The 20479-nt window shown below is 63.8% G+C and carries 16 protein-coding genes; 10 read left to right on the top strand and 6 right to left on the bottom strand.

What is annotated here, in order from left to right; genetic code table 11:
• The 5 genes from E4L98_RS05710 to E4L98_RS05690 all read left to right on the top strand — a co-directional run.
• Positions 1–605 (top strand): hypothetical protein (locus tag E4L98_RS05710; RefSeq protein WP_135200604.1); only part of this gene is annotated, 605 nt, incomplete at its 5' end.
• A 35-nt stretch (positions 606–640) separates the two neighbouring features.
• Positions 641–1204, top strand: coding sequence for a prepilin-type N-terminal cleavage/methylation domain-containing protein (locus tag E4L98_RS05705; RefSeq protein ID WP_135200603.1), 564 nt, complete (start codon positions 641–643; stop codon positions 1202–1204).
• A gap of 68 nt (positions 1205–1272) precedes the next feature.
• Positions 1273–2340, top strand: coding sequence for a phosphotransferase (locus E4L98_RS05700; protein ID WP_135200602.1), 1068 nt, complete (start codon positions 1273–1275; stop codon positions 2338–2340).
• A gap of 109 nt (positions 2341–2449) precedes the next feature.
• On the top strand, positions 2450–6970 hold the full coding sequence (locus E4L98_RS05695; RefSeq protein ID WP_229257270.1) for a response regulator: 4521 nt from the start codon (positions 2450–2452) through the stop codon (positions 6968–6970).
• Positions 6967–7893, top strand: a complete 927-nt coding sequence (locus E4L98_RS05690) for a diguanylate cyclase domain-containing protein (RefSeq protein ID WP_135200600.1) — start codon at positions 6967–6969, stop codon at positions 7891–7893. Before E4L98_RS05695 ends, E4L98_RS05690 begins: the two co-directional genes overlap by 4 nt.
• 238 nt (positions 7894–8131) lie before the next feature.
• Here the strand turns inward: E4L98_RS05690 and E4L98_RS05685 are convergent, their stop codons facing one another.
• The 4 genes from E4L98_RS05685 to E4L98_RS05670 all read right to left on the bottom strand — a co-directional run bounded on the left by E4L98_RS05685 (position 8132) and on the right by E4L98_RS05670 (position 11868).
• Positions 8132–9250, bottom strand: coding sequence for a low temperature requirement protein A (locus E4L98_RS05685; protein ID WP_135200599.1), 1119 nt, complete (start codon positions 9248–9250; stop codon positions 8132–8134).
• Positions 9251–9745: 495 nt separating this feature from the next.
• Positions 9746–10048, bottom strand: coding sequence for a putative quinol monooxygenase (locus E4L98_RS05680; RefSeq protein WP_135200598.1), 303 nt, complete (start codon positions 10046–10048; stop codon positions 9746–9748).
• 470 nt (positions 10049–10518) lie between these two features.
• Positions 10519–11022, bottom strand: coding sequence for a hypothetical protein (locus E4L98_RS05675; RefSeq protein WP_135200597.1), 504 nt, complete (start codon positions 11020–11022; stop codon positions 10519–10521).
• A 195-nt stretch (positions 11023–11217) separates the two neighbouring features.
• Positions 11218–11868, bottom strand: coding sequence for a DJ-1/PfpI family protein (locus E4L98_RS05670; protein WP_135200596.1), 651 nt, complete (start codon positions 11866–11868; stop codon positions 11218–11220).
• 375 nt (positions 11869–12243) lie between these two features.
• Between E4L98_RS05670 and E4L98_RS05665 the strand changes: the two genes are divergently transcribed.
• On the top strand, positions 12244–14268 hold the full coding sequence (locus tag E4L98_RS05665) for a bifunctional serine/threonine-protein kinase/formylglycine-generating enzyme family protein (RefSeq protein ID WP_135200595.1): 2025 nt from the start codon (positions 12244–12246) through the stop codon (positions 14266–14268).
• A gap of 30 nt (positions 14269–14298) precedes the next feature.
• Positions 14299–14973 (top strand): hypothetical protein, encoded by a 675-nt coding sequence (locus E4L98_RS05660; RefSeq protein WP_135200594.1) that lies wholly within the window; start codon positions 14299–14301, stop codon positions 14971–14973.
• On the opposite strand, the gene E4L98_RS05655 is transcribed toward E4L98_RS05660, so the two are convergent.
• Positions 14970–16112: an acyl-CoA dehydrogenase family protein gene (locus E4L98_RS05655; protein WP_135200593.1), complete on the bottom strand. Its 1143-nt coding sequence runs from the start codon at positions 16110–16112 to the stop codon at positions 14970–14972. The two genes, E4L98_RS05660 and E4L98_RS05655, sit on opposite strands and share 4 nt — an antisense overlap.
• 11 nt (positions 16113–16123) lie before the next feature.
• Entirely contained in the window at positions 16124–17314 is a 1191-nt protein-coding gene (locus tag E4L98_RS05650; protein WP_135200592.1) for an acyl-CoA dehydrogenase family protein, read from the bottom strand.
• Positions 17315–17516: 202 nt separating this feature from the next.
• On the opposite strand from E4L98_RS05650, the gene E4L98_RS05645 reads away from it, so the two are divergent.
• From E4L98_RS05645 to E4L98_RS05635, 3 genes are all read left to right on the top strand, one after another.
• Positions 17517–17690, top strand: a complete 174-nt coding sequence (locus tag E4L98_RS05645; protein WP_267874879.1) for a hypothetical protein — start codon at positions 17517–17519, stop codon at positions 17688–17690.
• A gap of 109 nt (positions 17691–17799) precedes the next feature.
• Positions 17800–19200 carry a glycoside hydrolase family 88/105 protein gene (locus tag E4L98_RS05640; protein ID WP_135200591.1) on the top strand — a complete coding sequence of 467 codons (1401 nt, stop codon included), beginning with the start codon at positions 17800–17802 and terminating at the stop codon, positions 19198–19200.
• A 13-nt stretch (positions 19201–19213) separates the two neighbouring features.
• Positions 19214–20425, top strand: a complete 1212-nt coding sequence (locus E4L98_RS05635; RefSeq protein ID WP_135200590.1) for a BT3233 family polysaccharide utilization protein — start codon at positions 19214–19216, stop codon at positions 20423–20425.
• Positions 20426–20479: the final 54 nt, after the last annotated feature.

Raw genomic sequence — 20479 nt, 5'->3', positions numbered from 1 at the left:
GTCCTGCGCGCGCACGCGCGCAGGACTTGCCGCCGGCGCCGTCGCTCGCCGCGCTGCGGCTGGCCGCGCTGGGCGACCCGGTGGCGCTGTCCAAGGCCACCATGCTGTACGTGCAGGGCTTCGACGAGCAGGCCGGTGTCAGCATCGCCTGGCGCGACCTCGACTATCCGCGCGTGATCAGCTGGTTGCAGCGCGTGCTGGAACTCGATCCGCGCAGCCAGTATCCGCTGCTGGCCGCCAGCGAAGTCTACGGCGCGGTCAGCGATCCGCAGCGTGCCCGGCTCATGCTCGAATTCGTCTACGCGCGATTTCAGGAAGACCCGAACCGACGCTGGCCCTGGCTGGCCCACGCCGCGCTGGTGGCGCGCCACCGCCTGCACGACCTGCCGCTGGCGCGCCGCTACGCCCGGGCCATCCGGCTGCAAGCCACCGGCGCCGACGTGCCGCCGTGGGCGCGCGAACTGGAAGCATTCATTTTGCAAGACATGAGCGAACTCGACAGCGCGCGCGCCCTGATCGGCGGCCTGCTGCGCAGCGGCCAGATCACCGACCCGCACGAACTGCAATTCCTGTCCGACCGGCTGGACCAGCTGAATAAACGCTAAGCTATACTACGCACATGACACAGAAAGGAATTCCCATGCAACGACTCCCGGCGCGCCAGCGCGGCTTTACCCTGGTGGAAATCGCCATCGTTCTCGTCATCATCGGCCTGCTGCTGGGCGGCGTGCTCAAGGGCCAGAGCCTGATCGACAGCGCGCGCGTCAAAAACATCATCCAGCAATCGACCTCGCTGACCGCCGCCGTCAACGCCTATCAGGATAAATTCCGCGCCCTGCCCGGCGACGACGCGCAAGGCACGCTGCACGCGCCCGGCGCCACCGGCAACGGCAACGGCGATGGCCAGATCGCCGAATATCTGCTGGCGCCGCAGCACCTGGCGCTGGCCGGCTTCATCACCGGCTCGTTCAACGGCACCACCGACTTCATGACCAGCGCCCAGGGCGGCGCGGTGTACATCTACAACGACGTGGTGGCCGGCCGCGGCGGCAACGGCATCCGCCTCGACAACCTGCCCGATTCCTTCGTCGAACAGATCGACAGCAAGCTGGACGACGGCAAATACAATACCGGCTCGGTGCGCGCCACCGCCCCCTACACCAACAACGGCAGCGTGATCCAGCGCACCGCCGTGTTCTTCTAAAACTAAAAGCACGCCCGTACTTTTACTCGTTTAGAATAGCTGTCATCCAATAACAAGCGGGAGACAGCATGTTTGAAGAATTCATCGGCACCAAGGCGGTGTCGGCGCGCCACCAGTTCGATACCGGCGCGCTCGACGCCTGGCTCAGGCGGCACGTGGATGGCTATCCGCAAGGCGAGCTCCACGTCGAGCAGTTCAAGGGCGGCCAGTCCAACCCGACCTTCAAGCTGACCATCGGCGATCAGCACTACGTGTTGCGCACCAAGCCGGCGCCGGCGGCCAGGCTGCTGCCGTCGGCGCATGCCATCGAACGCGAATACCGCGTGATGGATGCGCTGCAGCGCCACGGTTTCCCGGCGCCGCGCCAGCATGCGCTGTGCGAGGACGAGAGCGTGATCGGCCGCGCCTTCTACGTGATGGAGTTCCTCGAGGGCCGCGTGCTGTGGGACCAGTCCCTGCCCGGCATGACGCCGGCCGAACGCGCCGCCATCTATGATGAAATGAACCGCGTCATCGCCCGGCTGCATACGATCGATTACGCCGCCATCGGTCTGGCCGATTACGGCAAGCCCGGCAATTACTTTGCGCGCCAGATCGAACGCTGGACCAAACAGTACCTGGCCTCGCAGACCGAGCCGATCGACGCGATGGACCAGCTGATCGCCTGGCTGCCCGCCAACATCCCGCCCGGCGACGACACCGCCATCGTGCACGGCGACTTCCGCCTCGATAATCTGCTGTTCCATCCGACCGAGCCGCGCGTGCTGGCGGTGCTGGACTGGGAACTGTCGACGCTGGGCCACCCGTTCGCCGACTTTTCGTATCACTGCATGAGCTGGCACATCCCGCCCGGCAAGTTCCGCGGCATTGCCGGGCTGGACCTGGCGGCGCTGGGCATCCCCTCGCAACAGGACTACATCGGCCGCTACGCCGAACGCACCGGCAAGACCATCGCCCTCGGCGATTTCAATTTTTACCTGGCGTTCAATATGTTCCGCCTGGCCAGCATCATGCAAGGCATCATGAAGCGCCACGCCGACGGCACCGCGGCCAGCGCGCAGGCGCTGGAATCGGGCCGGATGGCGCGGCCGATGGCGGAGATGGGCTGGGCCTACGCGCGCGGCAAGGCTTTGTAAGCTGATGTGACAATGTGGCGGCGGCTGCGCCGTCTTGGACAAATCGCTTTGCCGAATCGCCGCGCTCGGCTACCATCGTGCTGTCCGCATCATGACCGGGGCCAGCCGCGTGCCAGAAGAGCGAAAGAAACTGCCGTCCATCCGTTCGCAGCTCGCCCTGCTGGTGCTGGCCTGCGCGCTGCCGACGGTGGTCGGCTTCGGCGCGCTGGCGCTGGAGTTTTATCACAACGAGAAGGCTACGCTGCAGGAAGACACGCTGCAGGCCGCGCGCGCGGTGGCCGCCGCCATTGACCGCGACCTGATGCACAGCGAAGGCGTGGTGACGGCGCTGGCAGCCTCGCCCAGCCTGCGCGCCGGCGACCTGGCCGCGCTGCGGCTGCAGGCGGCCGCCATGCTGAGCCCGCAATTGCCCGCCTCGCACATCCTGCTCAGCGCGCCGTCGGGCCAGATCATCCTGGATACCGGCGCGCCTCTGCCCGCCGCGCTGGACCCGGCGTACAACAGCCGACGGCTGGCGCCGCTGTTCCGCCACAACCGGCCGCAGATCTCGGTGGTGCCGCAGGCCGGCGGCGCGCTGCTGGCGATGGATGTGCCGGTGTTCGTCGATAGCCGCGCGGCCTACGCCATGACCGCCCTGCTCAAGCCGGACCGTCTCAAGCGCATCCTGGCCGACGAACACATCACGCCCGACCAGGCGCTCACCCTGTTCGACAGCAACGCCAACATCGTCGCCCAGGCCGGCGGCCCGCGCTTGCTGCTGGGCCACGCGGCCGAGCCGGCGCTGCACGATTACCTGTACCACGACCGGGAAAGCCTGTTCGACACCCGCGATGCCGACGGTACCCCGGTCTACATGGGCATCAGCCGCGCGCCGGTCAGCGGCGCGGTGGTGGCCATCGCCACGCCGCAGGCCAACGCCATGCGCGACCTGCTCGGCTCGGTGTCGGTGATCGCGCTGACCATGCTGGCGGTGCTGGCGGCCGGCTTCACGCTGGCCTGGGCCATGGGCGGCCGCCTGGCCCGCTCGATCCGCGCGCTGGTCGCGCCGGCGCAGGCTTTGGCCGGGGGCAAGCCCTTTGTCATGCCGGCCACCACCTTCCGCGAGGCCGACGTGGTGGCGCGCGCACTGCACGCGATGGAAGGCGACCTGCGGCGCCACCACCACGAACTGGAAAACCTGGTGGAGGAACGCACCAGCCAGCTGGAAAAGAACCGCGCCCAGCTGGAGACCCTGTACGCCACCGCGCCGGTCGGCCTCAGCTACGTCGACGCCGAACTGCGCATCGTCCGCATCAACGACTACTTGGCCGCGCTGAACCGGGAAAAGGTCGGCGCCCACCTCGGCCGCCACGTCGGCGACCTGATCCGCGACGACGCGCTGCGCAATGCCGTGCTGGCCGATTACCGCGCCGTGCTCGAAAGCGGCAAGCCGCTGGTCGGGGTGCGCCGTTCCGGTTATCCGGCGGCCTCGCCGCAGCAGCTGCGGCACTGGATCCTCAGCTATTATCCGCAGTTCGGGCCGGACGGCCGCATCAGCGGCATCACCGCCATGCTGCTCGACGAAACCGACTACAAGCGGGTCGAGTCGGAACTGCAGCGCTCGCGCCAAATGCTGAGCTCGGTGGTGGAAAACATGCCGGCCATGATCTTCCTGAAACGCGCGCCCGACCTGCGCTACGAAATGTTCAACCTGTACGGCGCCCGCATGTTCGGCCAGGACAGCAGCGAGGACATCGTCGGCCACACCGACTACGAATTCGCGCCGCCCGAACAGGCCGACGCCTACGTGGCGGACGACCGCCGGGTGCTGGCTTCGGCCCCGGGCCAGGTGGTGGAAATCGCCGAGGAACCGCTGACCACCCAGGACGGCCACACGCGCTATCTGACCACCCGCAAGGTGGCGCTGCGCGACGAGCGCGGCCAGGCCACGCACGTGCTGGGCATCGCGCTCGACATCACCGAGCGCAAGCACGCCAAGGAAGCGCTGCGCGCCACCGCCGAGCGGCTGGCCGAGAGCGAGCGCTTCGTCCGCGCCGTCACCGACAACCTGCCCGGCATGGTGGCCTACTGGGATGCCGATTTGCGCTGCCGCTTCGCCAACCGCTACTTCCTCGACTGGCACCAGCGCAGCCAGGAAGACATGATGGGCGCCTGGATGCCGGACGTGCTGGGCGCGGACCACTATGCCGACAGCGAACCCTACGTACGAGCCGCGCTGGCCGGCGAGCCGCAGGGATTTGCCGGCCGCCTGCGCTGGCCGAACGGCGACCTCAGCCACACCTGGGTCAACTACATTCCCGACGTCGACAGCGCCGCGACGGTCAAGGGTTTCTTTGTGCTAGTCTCCGATGTCACCGAATTGAAGGAAACCGAATTGCACCTGCAGGAAGTGAACGAAGAACTGGTGGTGGCGCGCGACCGCGCCGAGGCGGCCAGCCGCGCCAAGAGCGAATTCCTGGCCAACATGAGCCACGAAATCCGCACGCCGATGAACGCCATCATCGGCCTGGCGCGCCTGCTGGAAGAAGCGCCGCTGGCACCGCGCGAGCGCGGCTACCTGCACAAGATCCAGTTCGCCACGCAATCCCTGCTCAGCCTGGTCAACGACGTGCTCGACTTCTCGCGCGTGGAAGCCGGCCAGCTGGTGCTGGAACATGCGCGCTTCCGCCTGCAGCACATCCTCGACAGCATCAGCGTCATGCTGAGCGGCAACGCCAGCGACAAGGGCGTGGAACTGGTGTACGACATCGATCCGGCCATGCCGACCGAACTGGCAGGCGACCCGATGCGGCTGCAGCAGGTGCTGCTCAACCTGATCAGCAACGCCATCAAGTTCACCGGACAGGGCGAGGTGGTGCTGAGCGTGCGCCCGGCGCCCGGCTGGAAGGCTGGCGACCTGGCGCTGCTGGTGGAATTCCGCGTGCGCGACAGCGGCATCGGCATCCCGGCCGACAAGCTGGACGGCATCTTCGATGCCTTCTCGCAGGCCGACAGCAGCACCAGCCGCAAATTCGGCGGCGTCGGCCTGGGGCTGGCGATCTGCCGGCAACTGGCCGACATGATGGGCGGCGCCATCACCGTGCGCAGCGAGGTCGGGCGCGGTTCCGACTTCCTGTTCGCCTGCCCGCTGGAATGCGTCGACCCGCTGCCGGCGCCGGCGCCGCCGCCGGCCGCCGACCTGCTGTCGGTGCTGCTGGTGGACGACAATCCGACCGTGCGCCAGGCGCTGCAAGTGGCCGGCCGCAGCTTCGGCTGGCAGATGACGGTGGCCGCCGATGCCGCCCAGGGGCTGGCGCTGCTGCGTGAGCGCGCGGCGGCCAACCGGCCCTTCGATCTGTTGCTGCTGGACCGCGACATGCCCCATGTCGACGGCCCGGCCATGCTGCAGCAGGCGCCCGCCGGCCTGGCGCTGCCGCCGGTGCTGATGATGACCTCCGAACACGGCGCCGCCGCGCTGGTGACGCAATCGACGGAACTCGGCCTGGCCGGCGTGCTGGCCAAGCCGGTCAGCCCGGCGCGGCTGCTGGAACGCGTCAGCGCCCTGCTGGCCGGCGACCAGGCCGCGGCCGGCATCCTGGCGCAAATCGAGCACGTGCCGCTGCACGGCCGCCTGAACGGCATGCGCATCCTGCTGGTGGAAGACAACGAGATCAACCAGGAAGTGGCGCAATACATGCTGCTGCACGCCGGCGCCACGGTGGAAGTGGCGTCCAACGGCCAGCTGGCGGTGGAATTGCTGGCCGCCGCGCCCGAGCGCTACGACGTGGTGCTGATGGACGTGCAGATGCCGGTCATGAACGGTTATGACGCCACGCGCGAACTGCGGCGCCAGGGCTTGCTGACGCTGCCCGTGATCGCCATGACCGCCAACGTGCTCGAGGACGACCGTCACCGCGCCGCCGAAGCCGGCATGAACGCCCACGTCGCCAAGCCGATCGACGTCGAGGAACTGATCACCGTGCTGACGCGGCTGGTGACCATCCGCGGCGCCACGCGCGCCATGGTGGCGCCGCTGCCGGCGGTGCCGCCGGCGCCGTCCGCTCCGCTCGCGCCCTTGCCCGGCATCGACATGGACACCGCGCTGGCGCGCCTGGGCGGCAACCAGGAAGCGCTGGTGACGCTGCTCAAGCGCTTCGAACACTCCCAAGGCGGCGCCGTGGCCGAGGTCCGCGCGCTGCTGGCGGCCGGCCAGCGCCAGCAGGCCGGGCAGATCCTGCACCGGCTGCGTGGCGTCGCCGCCAACCTGGGCGCATCCGATGTCGCGCGACTGAGCGCCGACGCCGAAGCGGTACTGCACGACGCCGGCGCCGACACGCTCGCCCTGCCGGCCGCGCTGAACCGGCTCGACCAGGCGCTGGAACTGGTGGTGCGCACCGCGCGCGGCCTGGCGGCGCCCCGGCAGAATATTCCGGCAAGCAACACCCCGCCGCTCGACTTGGCGCAAAAACTGGCGCAGCTGCAAGGTTTGCTTCAGAATAACAACCTGAAAGCACTTGAACATTACAGGGAGTTGCGACCGGCGCTGGCCGCCATGGAGCACGCGCAAGCCTTGGGTGAAGCAGTGGAAACCCTCAACTTCAAGGCCGCGCGCCAGATGGTGGAAGATATGTTGCGAAAGGAAAGCGCATGAGTTGGACCGACCTGGCTCGGAACGGTCGCATCCTGGTGGTAGACGACGCCATGGAGAACATCCAGATCCTGCACCACGCGCTGCGCGAAGAACACGAAGTCCTGTTCGCCCTCGATGGCGAACAGGCGCTGGACATGGCGCGCGACCAGCAACCGGACTTGATCCTGCTGGACGCGGTGATGCCGGGCATGGATGGCTACGCGGTGGTGGCGGCCCTGCGCAGCTCGCCGCGGCTGCAGGACATCCCGGTGATTTTCGTGACCGCGCTGAGCCAGCCGGAAGACGAAACCCGGGCGCTGGAGGCCGGCGCGGTCGACTTCATCAGCAAACCGTTCAACGTGGCGGTGGTGCGCGCGCGGGTGCGCAGCCAGCTGACCATCAAGCGCCAGGCCGACGCCATGCGCGAACTGAGCCTGACGGATGGCCTGACCGGCGTTGCCAACCGCCGCAACTTCAACGACACAGTTGAAGCCGAATGGCGCCGCTGCGCGCGCGCCGGCCTGCCGCTGTCGCTGATCATGATCGACATCGACCACTTCAAGCTGTACAACGACCATTACGGCCACCAGGCCGGCGACGCCTGCCTGCAACAGGTGAGCGCGGCGATGAAGCGCTGCGCCACCCGGCCGCAGGATCTGCTGGCGCGCTACGGCGGCGAGGAATTCATCCTGCTGCTGCCGCAGGAAGGTCAGGACGGCGCCGAAGTCATCGCCAACCGCATCATGGACGAGGTACGCAAACTGCAAATCCCGCACGCCGCCTCCCCGACCGCGATGCAAGTGACGCTGAGCATGGGCCTGGCCACCGCCCAGCCACCGCTGGAGGGCACCGATCCGAGCCCCCTGATCCGCGCCGCCGACAGCAACCTCTACCGCGCTAAACAGACCGGCCGCAACCGCTACTGCATCAGCCTGACCGCCTGATCCTCGCCCCTGTCATTCCCGCGAAAGCGGGAATCCATAGTACACTCGAAAACTTACATGGTGAGATAGTTACACCAGCGACAGCTTGCGCCACATTGCCGACCTTCGCAATCTCGGATTCCAGGGCTTTGAGGATACCGTCGGCGCCCGGATTGATACCGATCGGGGAACATAGTTCAAGCGAACTAGTCGCCGTAGAAGGGACTCCAGTTTCCCGATGGCGGGAAGTGCAAGCACCTTACGCCCGTGGCTGTACGTTCAGGTATCTGAGACTGAGGACGGCATAACAAATCATCGCGACGGTAAGGCCAAGCAGGATGTATCCCGTTCTGGGCAATAGGAGCGCGAGACCGCTCAAAAAGAAGACGACCAAGGTGTTGAAGACCAGTTGCTGCCGCAGTTCGGGAATTTCCATGAAGTAGGCGTACTGCTTGCCGATGAAAAAACAGACCGCGCCGGTGGCCGCCAGCAGCCTGAATTCAGATACCACCATATTGCCCAAGATCGCGTGCCGGATCAGGCTGGCCAGGATCGACAGCCCGATGAAGACGAACAGGTGCGAGTACAGCACGGAATTCCCGGTTGTGAGCTTCTGTCTGGTCAGCATGTGAAAACTGTCAAAGTAAACCCACCAGATGGACGAGATCATCACGAACCCGGTGACCGCAGTCAGGAGCGTCTCGACCGTCCAGCTAAAGTTAGCCAGGCCCGCAGACAAGCTGCTAACGGACTCTCCCAGCATGATGATCGTGAGCAGGCCCACACGCTCGATCAGGTGCTTCGTATGCACCGGGATGGCCTTCAACCGGGCTGGCAAAAAACACATGAACGCAAGTAGATCAAATGCTATTCCCAGGTAGAACACAATATATCGCTGTGGCGCCGGGAACAGAATCGCGGTGAGGCTAATGGTGGCGCCGGCGACGACCACACAGCCAACTGCCATGGTGAGTTTGTGGCTATCCTGGTGCCGGTACTGCGATACGAAATACATCATGGCGATGATGTATTTCGAGATAGCGTAGCAGACGACGATGGCATCAAAGCTTTCCAGGAACCGACGGTCGATCAGGCCAGAGATGATAACCAGCAGGAACATGATGCACAACGTTGCCAGCCGGTGCTTGCGATCATCCGCGTCGAACCGGTTAGAATAGAGGGTGTGGCTGACCCATACCCACCACAGCGGTATGAAAATCAGGATAAATTTCCAGAACTGGAGCGGGGCGAGATGCCCCTCCTGCGTATGACTCAGGATATGCGTTACGTCACTGATCGTCACCACAAAGATCAGGTCGAAGAACAACTCGAGCCAGGTAGCGGTGCGATTCAGCTCGAAATATTTTGTGTTGTGCATAACGCCTGGTCCCATCGGCACCGCCAAATTTCCACGCTGGACAGATCGAGTGTAGTCCGTGTCTGAATCGTCCTTTGGTCCGCAAGGTCATACGCCTGATCTCTGCCTGATCATCGAAATGAAATTCGGTGCACTGCGGGAGGGATCTTTCAGCCTCAGACCTCGATGTCATTGACGGCGCATAGCGCCCCCCATCGCTCGAATTCCGGCTGTTCCAAGGAGAAAGATGGCAGCAAGTAAGCCCTGTTTTCTTACTTCCCTCGATCAGACCCTATGCACACCGGCTGGCGCGCCTCGAGGTGACTTGATGCTCTCGACACTATACCCCCGCGATCCCTTATGACCTAGTCATTTTGCTGCCACGAGTGTCTGCTGTTCCAAGCCGTGAATGTTTGCTGCGGGGCGAGCGGATTCAACATGTCGGCGCAACACTTTAACTGCTTCGGCAGGAGGACTGTTGCGTCGGCCATCGGCCTGCACGACTGTTGGGTTTGCTCAGCCCGGCAGCTTTGCCGCAAGAACGTCAGCCTTTTCGATTGACGGCGGCTGGGCGAATAATTCACCCGCTTTTTCCATCAGCGCGGCTGCGACTTCGCCGGAAAGATGAGCTTGCCGCCCATCCTCATCTGGAAACGCATCGAAGATACCAAAGGTGGACGGCCCCAGCCGGACTCCGAACCAAGCTGTTGTAGCAGGCTCTGCCTGAACGAGCGGCAGGCCACTTAACAGAAAGCTCTCAACGTCCTTTTCCTTACCCGGCTTAGCTTCCAGACGAACAAACAACGCGAGTTTGACCATGATACATCTCCTTGTTAAGCAACAATGGCGCTTGTTGGATCTTCGATTTTTGGATCTGGTACGTTTCTACTGCAAGCTGACTAGGACCGCGTTAGACAACGACTTTCGTGATGTGCTCCAATCATCAGCCAGCAATGAGTTTGCACGAAGGAAAAGGGCTAAGCTGCGGCGCAGCCGTCTTCGGCAAGCCCGCATCCGGAACTTGCGGGAGGATTTGACTATCATCGGCACCAGGGCGGTACAAACAAGATTGTCCCAGTGAAGTTAGAGAGAGGACGCTAGCTTGAACGATAGTAGCACCTATCGAGAATTGGCAGCGTTGTAATGGAAGGCGGATATCTGCTTTGGCCGAAAGCCGCAGCGATCAGTCGCGCTGTGCAGTCGCGCACGTTGGTGAAATTGACAGTTCAGAAAGTAAATGCGACACGAGCGGTTCGCACCGGAGTAGTTCTGAATAAGTTTTCGTCCGTTTAGAATAGCGCCGGGGCGGCCACCTCGTAGTATGTGACGTAGTGGTCCGTGATGAGGAAGCGATCATTCATGTAATCGTACAAAATGCGCAATCCGCCTGGGGCGGCGATGTGAAACTCGATATAGCCGGGCACGGTTCCCGGCTGCGCATGGGCGGTGACAGCCGATTCGGCATACCGATACCAGATCATCTGGGCGATCGTGATCGGCTGCGGCACCTGCTGGTAAGGCTGGGGTTGCAACGCTGGACTGCCGTGGCTGCTGCGAATAGGCAAGCCGAATGAGGCATGGGTGATCACATTGTCCGTGTTCGTGTCATAGTTCGCAGTCTCATTCAGGAAGCCGCGGCGGACGTACTTCCGTAGTTTGTTGGTGCGCTGTTGGATCTGTCGAATGACGTGTTTCCATTCGGGTTGGCAATCGTTCCACTGCACTTGGCCGGCAACGCCGCCGATATTGGACGGCTGCATGCGCAGCGGTATCTGGGCAAAGGTAATCGGCATTGCAGTTCTCCTAGGTTGGTTAGGGTTATAAAATGTGATTTCGCGTTGCTTCTGGCAAAACATTGGCCACCGATAAATTCGGCATATCGACACCGCATTACGGTTTCCGCTCCGTCACGGGATACGGTAACGAGCGCCTTTCAAAGGTCTTCCCAAACCACGCTATCCAGCCTATACGATCGGCCCTCAGCCTCATCAGTTCAAACTCGGCTTCCAGTCGTACTCCATGTAGGACGCAGCTGCTTCAGCCTGCTTCTTTCCCGACTGACGCTCGATCAAGTACAGCGTTCCATCTATCCCTGCGGATAAGCCCGCAGTAGTGATAATTTTTCCGGCGTCTACGAAACGTTTGTCCTTGACGGTCGCCGTCGGAAACATGGCCGCGAGTTGTGAGCGCAAAGAAGCCGTAGTAGTCGCTGGAATCCCATCCAGCAGGCCAGCTTTCCCCAATATGAATGCGCCAGAGCAGACTGACATGACCACCTTCACTTTGGCAGCGCGCTCTTTGACCCAGCCAAGCAGCATTGGGTTCTTCCACGCTGCTTTTATTCCCCCACCAGGGACAACCAGCACATCCGCTTCCGGTGCGTCGGAAAACTCATAGTCCGGCGTTACTTTCAGTCCCCATACCGATTCGACGGTAGCTTTTGTCTGCCCAACGGTGAACACTTTCGCACCACTTGCGCCGAAGGCTTCGATTGGACCGGCATAGTCAATTTCTTCCACGCCTTCGAACAGTAAAACCGCGACTTTCAAGTTACCGGACGACATGTCATGCGCAAAAGCCTCGGACGAAGCCAAAAGCATCAAGGCAGATATGAGCTTATAAGCCTGGAACAATTTCACCGAATCTCCTTAAGAAAAGCAATTTGCCGCCAGCCAGGCCGATTCGCCCATCGCAAGAATAACATCTTGCTCATCTGTAAAATTCACCAATTTTCACACTTGAGCTCAACAATATCCCGGCCTACGATGTAGGCAAGTGACCAGGGAGGTTTCGATGTCCACTCTTCCAAGTGGTTGGCGACTTTTTATGGCCGTACTGCACCGATCGCTGGGAAACCCACGAGCTCTTGGACGACGACATGGAGATCGATCACAGGCTGCTGTAAGGGCATGCGCGCCACATTCAGCATCAAGTTTATTATTTAATTGACATCCGAACGTGGATTGCGATGTAATGGAAGCTCGTGCTATCCCATCCTTTTAGCAGCTCTCATCATGAATTCCCCACCGAATGATGACGATCACACCGTCCTCGCACCCGCGCCCGCATTCCCCAATGCGCTGGCGGCCGGCACACTGCTGGGCGAGTTCGAAATCACCCGCGTCATCGGCCAGGGCGGTTTCGGCATCGTGTATCTGGCGCGCGATCACTCGCTGGGGCGCGACGTCGCGCTCAAGGAATACATGCCGGCTGCATTTGCCGGCCGTACCGGCGACACCCAGGTCACCATCCTCTCCACCCATTACGAGGAAACCTTCAAGGTCGGCTTGAGCAGTTTCGTCAAGGAAGCGCAGTTGCTGGCGCGCTTCGATCATCCGTCGCTGGTGAAGGTCTATCGCTTCTGGGAAGCCAACGGCACCGGCTACATGGTGATGCCCTACTATCAGGCGCCGACCCTGAAGCAGATGCTGAAACAGGGCCACGCCGAGCTGTCGACCGAAGCCTGGCTGAAAACCTTCCTCGGCCAGATTCTCGACGCACTGCAGGTGCTGCATGACAAGCAATGCTATCACCGCGACATCTCGCCGGACAATATCCTGATGCTGGGCGAGGAAGTGCCGCTGCTGCTGGACTTCGGCGCGGCCCGCCGCGTGATCGGCGACGTCACGCAGGCACTGACGGTCATCCTCAAGCCCGGCTACGCGCCGATCGAGCAATACGGCGAGATGGGCGACCACATGTCCCAAGGTCCGTGGACCGATCTATACGCGCTGGCATCGGTGATTTATTTCATCATCATGGGCAAGGTGCCGCAGGCGGCGATGTCGCGACTGGCGGCCGACAACATGCCGAAGCTGGTGGATACCGCCGCCGGCCGCTACAGTCCGGAATTCCTGGCAGCGATAGACGCCGCGCTGAGCGTGCGTCCCGAGCATCGTCCGCAAACCGCTGCGGCATTTCGGCTATTGCTCCAACTGGAGCAGACACCCACCACGCAAAGGCACATGCCCAGCACCGTGGTGGTCGAGGAAGATGTCCCGCCGGTGACCGCACCCGCAACCAGGCAAACCGCCACCACAGGCCACAAGCACAGCCAACCGGTGTCTGCGCCCGGCACGGGGAAACCTGAGACGCCGAACACCTTCGCCCCTGCCGCAACCGGCGTCCCGGCGGCGCAGGCCGCGGGCCAGAAGCGCAAGCTGCCATTGATACCCATTGCCGCCGTCGCGGCGGTGGTAGTGACAGTCGCGGCGGTATTCGCCTTGTCCGGCGGCCAGGAGCGCAAGCCGGCAGCGCCCGCAGCCGCAGTGACGCCAGTCCCGGCGCCCGCGCCGGCGGCGGTGGACGCACCGGCCGCGCCACCAACCTGCCCACTGCGTCGCGCAGACGGCGGCAGTGCTTGCCCGGTGATGGTCCCCATTCCCGCTGGAAGCTACCGTATCGGCTCGCAGCCGGGCGACCGCAACGCCGCGCCCGAGGAATACGGTGGCACGCCACAGGCCGTCGCGGCCTTCCAGCTGTCGGCCTACGAGGTCACGACCGGACAATGGCAGATGTGCGTGGCCGACGGCGTCTGCGGCGCACCACCGGACGCTGTCGCCAACGCGGATATGCCAGTCACCAATGTCAGCTGGGACGCGGTGCAAACCTATATCGCCTGGCTGTCATCCAAGACCGGCACCAAATACCGCCTGCCGACCGAGGTGGAATGGGAATATGCCGCGCGTGCCGGCGCCGGCACGCTGTATCCCTGGGGCGACCGCATCGGCGACAAGCGCGCGCACTGCGGCCAGTGCGGCACGCTGGGCGACCATCCGCAGGCCGAACCGGTCGGCAGGTTCGCCGCGTACGGCGGCTTGTACGACATGGTCGGCAACGTCTATGAATGGGTGGCCGATTGCTGGCTGCCTTCGCACGAAGGCGCGAATGCGGCGGCCCTGAGCAATGCCACCTGCCAGAAAAAAGTCCAGAAAGGCGGCGCGTTCGATTCCATGAGCGCCGACGTGCGGCCGGTGGCGCGCACCGCCGGCGAGCGTGACAAAGGCGATCCGAGGGTCGGCTTCCGCCTCGCCAGATAAACCTCATTCCACCGATTGGAGCCGCATCGTATGAAGCTGATCCGCCGCGCCAGTGCATGTCTGTTCGTCGCCGTGCTTGCCGGCTGCGCCGCGCCGCCCGCATCGCCGCCGACTGACGCCGGCCCCGCACCGAAGGCCGATGCCGCGCCGCCCCCGCCTCCTCCGCCAGCCGCGCCGGAACCGGCTGCGCCGCCCGCCGCCAGCGCAGAAGAACTCAAACGTCAGCAAGCCGCGCAAAAACGCGACGCGGGCGAAGAAGCGCAACGCCTCGCTCCCTACCAGAAAAACCTGTTCCAGGTGTTTCGGCTGAGCGAGACGCTGGCCGGCTTCAAGCCCAAGCCAAAAGTGGTCGGCGTGTACGAACTGGCGGCGACGCGTACCAACAAGGTGCGGCTGGGATTGACCCAGTTGCCCAACAGCCCGGCCAAACTGAGCACCGGCGCCTACGTGGTGACGCTGGAATTCGACATCGAATATACGGAAAAACAGGAATGCACCAGCGGCGACTGCGCCGGCAAGAGCCAGGACTTCGAGCGCGCCGTCAGCAAGTCGGTGCAAATCGCGCTGAACCCCAAAAACAGCTACACCGCCACCGCCACCGTGCCGTTGACCGACCCTAAAATCACGGTGCCACGCGGCGTCCGCAGCAGCTATAGCAACCTGGTACTGACCGTGCGCCGCATGACCGCGGTCGCCGCCAACTAAACCGAGTGCTGCTGGAAGCCGCGCTGCGCGATGAAGCGCGCCAGGTGATGATCGACGTCGCCCAGGGTCAGCTCGATCATGGTCAGGCGCTTGAAATGATGGGCAGCCGGCAGTTCATCGGTCACGCCCATGCCGCCGTGCAGCTGCACCGCCTGCTGGCCGATGAATTTGGCGGCCTGGCCGATGCGCACCTTGGCCGCCGACACCACGCGCCTACGCTCATCGGCATCGCCGCAGCTCATGCGCGCCGCCGCCAGCATGGCCATCGAGCGCGCCTGCTCCAGGTGAATGTACATGTCGGCCATACGGTGCTGCAAAGCCTGAAAGCTGCCGATCGCCATGCCGAACTGTTTGCGCGTTTTCAGGTAGTCGAGCGTGGTGCCGAAGATCGCATCCATCACGCCGACCGCTTCCGAGCATTGCAGGCTGACGCCGTAATCGGCCGCCTCGTCGAGCATCTCGCAACCGCCGCCCAGGCGCCCCAGCAGCGCCGATGCCGGCACCGGCACATGGCTGAACTGCACGGTCGCCGCGCGCTGGCCGTCGATGGTGCGGTAGTCGCGCAGCGCCACGCCCGGCGCATCGGTCGGCACCACGAACAGGCTGATACCGTGGGTGTCGCGCTGCGTGCCGGCGCTGCGGGCCGAGACGATCAGCGCGCCGGCCTGGCCGCCGTGCACCACCACCGTCTTGGTGCCGTCGATGCGATAGCCTTCGCCATTGATGGCGGCGATGGTCTTGATGTCGCACAGGTCATGGCGCGCATGCTTTTCGCCCAGTGCGCAAGCCAGTTTCAGCTCGCCGCGCGCGACGTCGCCCAGGCGATGATGCTGGTTGCCGGCCAGTTTGAGGAAGTAGGCGCCCCACACGGTGGCGAAGTAAGGCTCGACCACCAGCGCGCGGCCCAGCTCCTGCATCACCACCATCATGTCGACCGCGTCGCCATTGAAGCCGCCCTGCGCTTCGGGCACCGGCAGCGCCGTCATGCCCAGCTCCGCCAGCGTGTCCCACGCCAGGTCGGACACGCCGCTGGCCGAGTGGACGATGCGCTGGCGGACGTCGAAGGTGTAGTCCTTGTCGGCCCAGCGCCGCAGGGCGTCGGCGAATTGCTGCTGTTCTTCCGTCAAATTGAAATGCATCGTGCTTGTCCTTACAGGCCCAGTACCATCTGGGCGATGATGTTCTTCTGGATCTCGTTCGAACCGCCGTAGATCGAAGTCTTGCGGTAATTGAAGTAGTAGCCGGCCAATGGCGCGGCGGCGTCATCGCCGGTGACGGCATGATCGGCCTTGCCTTCGAGGTAGTCTGTATCGAAGGGCAGCGCGTCCGGCCCCAGCGCCTCGATCATCAATTCGGTCAGCTGCTGCTGGATTTCCGAGCCGCGTATCTTCAGCATCGACGCTTCCGGCCCCGGCGTGTGCGATTCGCGCGTGATCACGCGCAGCACCGTGGTCTCCAGCGCCATCATGTCGATTTCCAGCAGCGCGATCTTGGACGCGAAGATGGGGTCTTGCAGCAGCGGCTTGCCCTGCTTGTAGTGTTCGGAGGCGATCTTCTTCAGGAACAGCAGCTCGCGCTTGGAGCGGCCGATGGCGGTGATGCCGGTGCGCTCGTGGCCCAGCAGGTATTTGGCGTAGGTCCAGCCCTTGTTTTCCTGGCCGATCAGGTTCTGCACCGGCACCTTGACGTTATCGAAGAACACTTCGTTGATCTCGTGGTCCTCGTCCAGCATGATGATCGGCCGCACCGTGATGCCGGGCGACTTCATGTCGATCAGCAGGAACGAGATGCCCTCCTGCTTGCGCACGGTGCTGTCGGTGCGCACCAGGCAGAAGATCATGTCGGCGTGCTGCGCCAGCGTGGTCCAGGTCTTCTGGCCGTTGACGATGTAATGGTCGCCCACGCGTTCGGCGGTGGTCTTCAGCGAGGCCAGGTCGGAGCCTGAGCCGGGTTCGGAATAGCCCTGACACCACCAGTCGTCGCAGTTGAGAATGCGCGGCAGGTAGCGGGCTTTCTGCGCGTCGTTACCAAAAGCCATGATCACCGGCGCCACCATGTTGACGCCGAACGGCAGGATGGGCGGCGTGCCGGCGCGCGCGCACTCTTCTTCCCAGATATGGCGCTGCGTGGCGCTCCAGCCGGTACCTCCGTATTCGACCGGCCAGGCCGGCGCGGCCCAGCCCTGACGCGCGACGATCTGGTGCCAGCGCACGTAATCCTGACGATGCAGCCGCAGATGGTTGCGGACCTTCTTTTGCAGGTCGCTCGGCAAATTGTGCTCGATGAAGCCCCGCACCATGTCGCGAAACGCCAGATCCGCGGCCGTGTAAGTCAAATCCATGCTGACACTCCTCCTTGCAAAAAGCACGAACGTTCCAAACGATTGTACTCCGCTGCCTTTTTATAAGGCGACCGATTGCAAGAATTTCTTCACTTCAATGTGTCTTTTTTCACCGTCGCGTGGCTTGCTTTGAGGACTTTGCCATCGTGGTCATGCGGTGCTGCTGGTGCCGCTGGGCGACCTCCTGCCGCGCCGGCGGCTGATGCTGCTGCAGCTGGCAGCCCCGTCCGCGGCGCTGATTGCCGTCTGTCTGGCCGCTGGCGCCGCGATGCTGATGGCGCCCATGCTGGCGGTCGGCATGCTGGGTACGGCGATGACGCAGGGCCTGATCGCCTACCCGGCCAGCGCGGCCGACCCGGCGCGCTCAGCCTGCTGACTTTCCTGTTCTGGCTTGCGACAAAGTGGCCTGTCCGGATTGCAAAAGTGGCCGGACCAATCTAGAATGGTCTGACCAAATAAACGTTTTACAATAAAGAGACGAACCCTTGACCACCCCACGCGCCCTGATCGCGGCCCTGGTTGCCGCCCTGCTCACCCTGCCCGCCCACGCGGATGGCCCCTACCGCAATCCCGACAACAAGAGCGTCTACGACGCCGGCGAAGGCACCTACCCGGTGTTGTACAAAAAGCCGACCGTGGCCGAGATCACCGCAGCGCTAGACCGCATCCGCGGCTACATGGAAGCCACCACGCCGACCCGCGTGGTGCACAAGGACAGCGGCGTGCAGATCACCGACTTCAGCAAACCGGTGGCCGACGCCGTCGTCGAACCGAGCAGCGCCGAGTGGGGCATCCAGGTGTACGAGATGGGCGTGGTGCACGCAGGCCTGCTGAAAGCGGCGGCCGTCACCGGCGACAAGAAATTCACCGCCATGACCGCGCGCCACTTCCAGTTCATGGCCGACAGGCTGCCCTACTTCAAGGCGCAGGAACAGCAATTCCACCTGCAGCGCGCCAACAGCTTTGCGCGCGTGCTCGACCCGCGCTCGCTCGATGACGCCGGCTCCATGTGCGCGGCCATGATCCGCGCCAAATTCGCCAAGGTCGGGCCGGACATGGGCCAGTTCATTGACGTCTGCAGCAACTGGGTCTACAAGAAGCAGTTCCGCCTGCCGGACGGCACGCTGGCGCGCCAGCGGCCTCAGGCCGTGTCGCTGTGGGCCGACGACATGTACATGGGCGTGCCGGCGCTGGCCGAGATGGGCCACCTGACCGGCAAACGCGAATATTACGACGACGCCGTCAAGAACGTGCTGCAGATGAGCGGCTACCTGTTCAATCCGCAGCTGGGCCTGTACACCCACGGCTGGAACGCCAACAATCCGGACGCGCCGCGCTTCTACTGGGGCCGCGCCAACGGCTGGGCGGTGCTGACCATGAGCGACCTGCTGGACGTGCTGCCCAAGGACCATCCGGGCTATCCGAAAGTGCTGGCGCAACTGCGTGTCGCGCTGCGCGGCATCGCCGAGCTGCAATCGGGCACCGGCCTGTGGCACCAGATGCTGGACCGTAACGACTCGTATCTGGAAACCTCGGCCAGTGCCATCTTCACCTATGTGATCGCGCACGCCGTCAACGAAGGCTGGGTCAGCCCGGCCACCTACGGCTCGATCGCCCAGGCCGGCTGGGTCGGACTGACCACGCGCATCAACGCGAAGGGCCAGGTTGACGGCACCTGCGTCGGCACCACCTTCGCCAGCGACCAGATCTACTACTACAACCGTCCGACCAGCGTCGACGCCCTGCATGGCTACGGTCCCACGCTGCTGGCCGGCGCCGAGATGATCCGCCTGCTCAACAATCCGAAGATCGACATCCAGGTGCGCCTGCGCACCTATCACTACGTGCCGAAGGATGCCGGCGCCACCAATTACAGCCATGAATAAGGAGACTCTTGCGATGCGTACCTATTTGCTTCCGCTCGCCGCGCTGCTGGCCGGCGCGGCCACCCAGGTCCAGGCCGCCGAGCTGGCGCGTATCACCGTCAGCAACGATATTGAGCTGGCGCGGCCGTCGGAAACCATCGCCATCCCCTGGAGCGAAGTCAACCGCGTGCTGCCGAACGCCCTGATCCAGAAAATAGCCGTCAAGGACAGCAAGGGCAATCTGCTGCCCTACCAGGTCAGCAACGTCGCGCCGCAGGCCAAGGACCCGAAAAACATCGGCATCGCCTACGGCGAACTGTACTTCCAGCACAGCTTCGCGGCCGGCGAGAAACAGGCCAGCTTCACCATCGAAAAGACCGACACGGTGACCGCGCCATTCCCGCAGCAGACCTTCGCCCGCTACGTGCCGGAGCGGCTGGACGACTTCGCGTGGGAAAACGACCACATCGGCCACCGCACCTACGGCCCCGCGCTGGCCGCGCCCGACACGGCCAAGGTCGGCAAGGAAGTGCTGGAAACCAGCGGCCTGGACATCTGGTTCAAGCGCGTCTCGTATCCGATCGTCGACCGCTGGTACAACAAGGGCCATGACCACTACCACCACGACGAGGGTGAAGGCATGGACATGTACAACGTCGGCAAATCGCGCGGCGCCGGCGGTACCGGGATCTGGGACGGCAAGCAGCTGTACGTGGGCCGCAACTACGCCTCGTGGAAAGTGCTGGCGAACGGCCCGATCCGCAGCATCTTCGAACTGAATTACGACGCCTGGGATGCGAATGGCGTCAAGGTCAGCGAAGTCAAGCGCTTCACCGTCGATGCCGGGCAGGATTTCGACACCATGGACAGCACCTTCACCTTCAGCGGGGCGCAGACGCTGAACGTCGCGGTCGGCCTCAACAAAAAGCCGGCCGACAAGGGCGAGAAAGAGCAGATCGAGGTGGGCCGCCAGGGCGTGGCGCTGACGCAATGGGTGACGCAAGCCACCAAGGGCGCGTTCGGCACCGCCATCGTCCTGCCGGGCGCGAGCGGCATCGCGGAAGACACCTGGAACGAGCTGATCGTCGCCACGGTCGAATCGGGCAAACCGCTGCGCTACTACATCGGCGCCGCCTGGGACCGCGCCGGATACGCCAAATCGGCGGCCGAGTGGCAGGAAAAAGTCAAACTGATGACCGCCCGCGCCGCCCACCCGCTGAAAGTCTCGATCGCCGCCGGCCAGTAAATCCGGGGTCAGTTCTGCCAATCGCACACGAGCCCAGCCGTAGCGAACGCTACG

Origin of the sequence: Duganella callida (assembly GCF_004614165.1) — a bacterium.
Lineage (GTDB): Bacteria > Pseudomonadota > Gammaproteobacteria > Burkholderiales > Burkholderiaceae_D > Rugamonas > Rugamonas callida.
Note: the sequence above shows the minus strand (reverse complement) of the source record. Positions and strands in the feature narration are given on the sequence as shown.

Excerpts from the sequence above, each read along its gene's own strand:
- E4L98_RS05705 (WP_135200603.1), top strand. The coding sequence starts at position 641 with ATGCAACGACTCCCGGCGCGCCAGCGCGGCTTTACCCTGGTGGAAATC.
- E4L98_RS05700 (WP_135200602.1), top strand. The coding sequence starts at position 1,273 with ATGTTTGAAGAATTCATCGGCACCAAGGCGGTGTCGGCGCGCCACCAG.
- E4L98_RS05690 (WP_135200600.1), top strand. The coding sequence starts at position 6,967 with ATGAGTTGGACCGACCTGGCTCGGAACGGTCGCATCCTGGTGGTAGAC.
- E4L98_RS05685 (WP_135200599.1), bottom strand. The coding sequence starts at position 9,250 with ATGCACAACACAAAATATTTCGAGCTGAATCGCACCGCTACCTGGCTC.
- E4L98_RS05680 (WP_135200598.1), bottom strand. The coding sequence starts at position 10,048 with ATGGTCAAACTCGCGTTGTTTGTTCGTCTGGAAGCTAAGCCGGGTAAG.
- E4L98_RS05675 (WP_135200597.1), bottom strand. The coding sequence starts at position 11,022 with ATGCCGATTACCTTTGCCCAGATACCGCTGCGCATGCAGCCGTCCAAT.
- E4L98_RS05665 (WP_135200595.1), top strand. The coding sequence starts at position 12,244 with ATGAATTCCCCACCGAATGATGACGATCACACCGTCCTCGCACCCGCG.
- E4L98_RS05660 (WP_135200594.1), top strand. The coding sequence starts at position 14,299 with ATGAAGCTGATCCGCCGCGCCAGTGCATGTCTGTTCGTCGCCGTGCTT.
- E4L98_RS05655 (WP_135200593.1), bottom strand. The coding sequence starts at position 16,112 with ATGCATTTCAATTTGACGGAAGAACAGCAGCAATTCGCCGACGCCCTG.
- E4L98_RS05650 (WP_135200592.1), bottom strand. The coding sequence starts at position 17,314 with ATGGATTTGACTTACACGGCCGCGGATCTGGCGTTTCGCGACATGGTG.
- E4L98_RS05645 (WP_267874879.1), top strand. The coding sequence starts at position 17,517 with ATGCTGCTGCAGCTGGCAGCCCCGTCCGCGGCGCTGATTGCCGTCTGT.
- E4L98_RS05635 (WP_135200590.1), top strand. The coding sequence starts at position 19,214 with ATGCGTACCTATTTGCTTCCGCTCGCCGCGCTGCTGGCCGGCGCGGCC.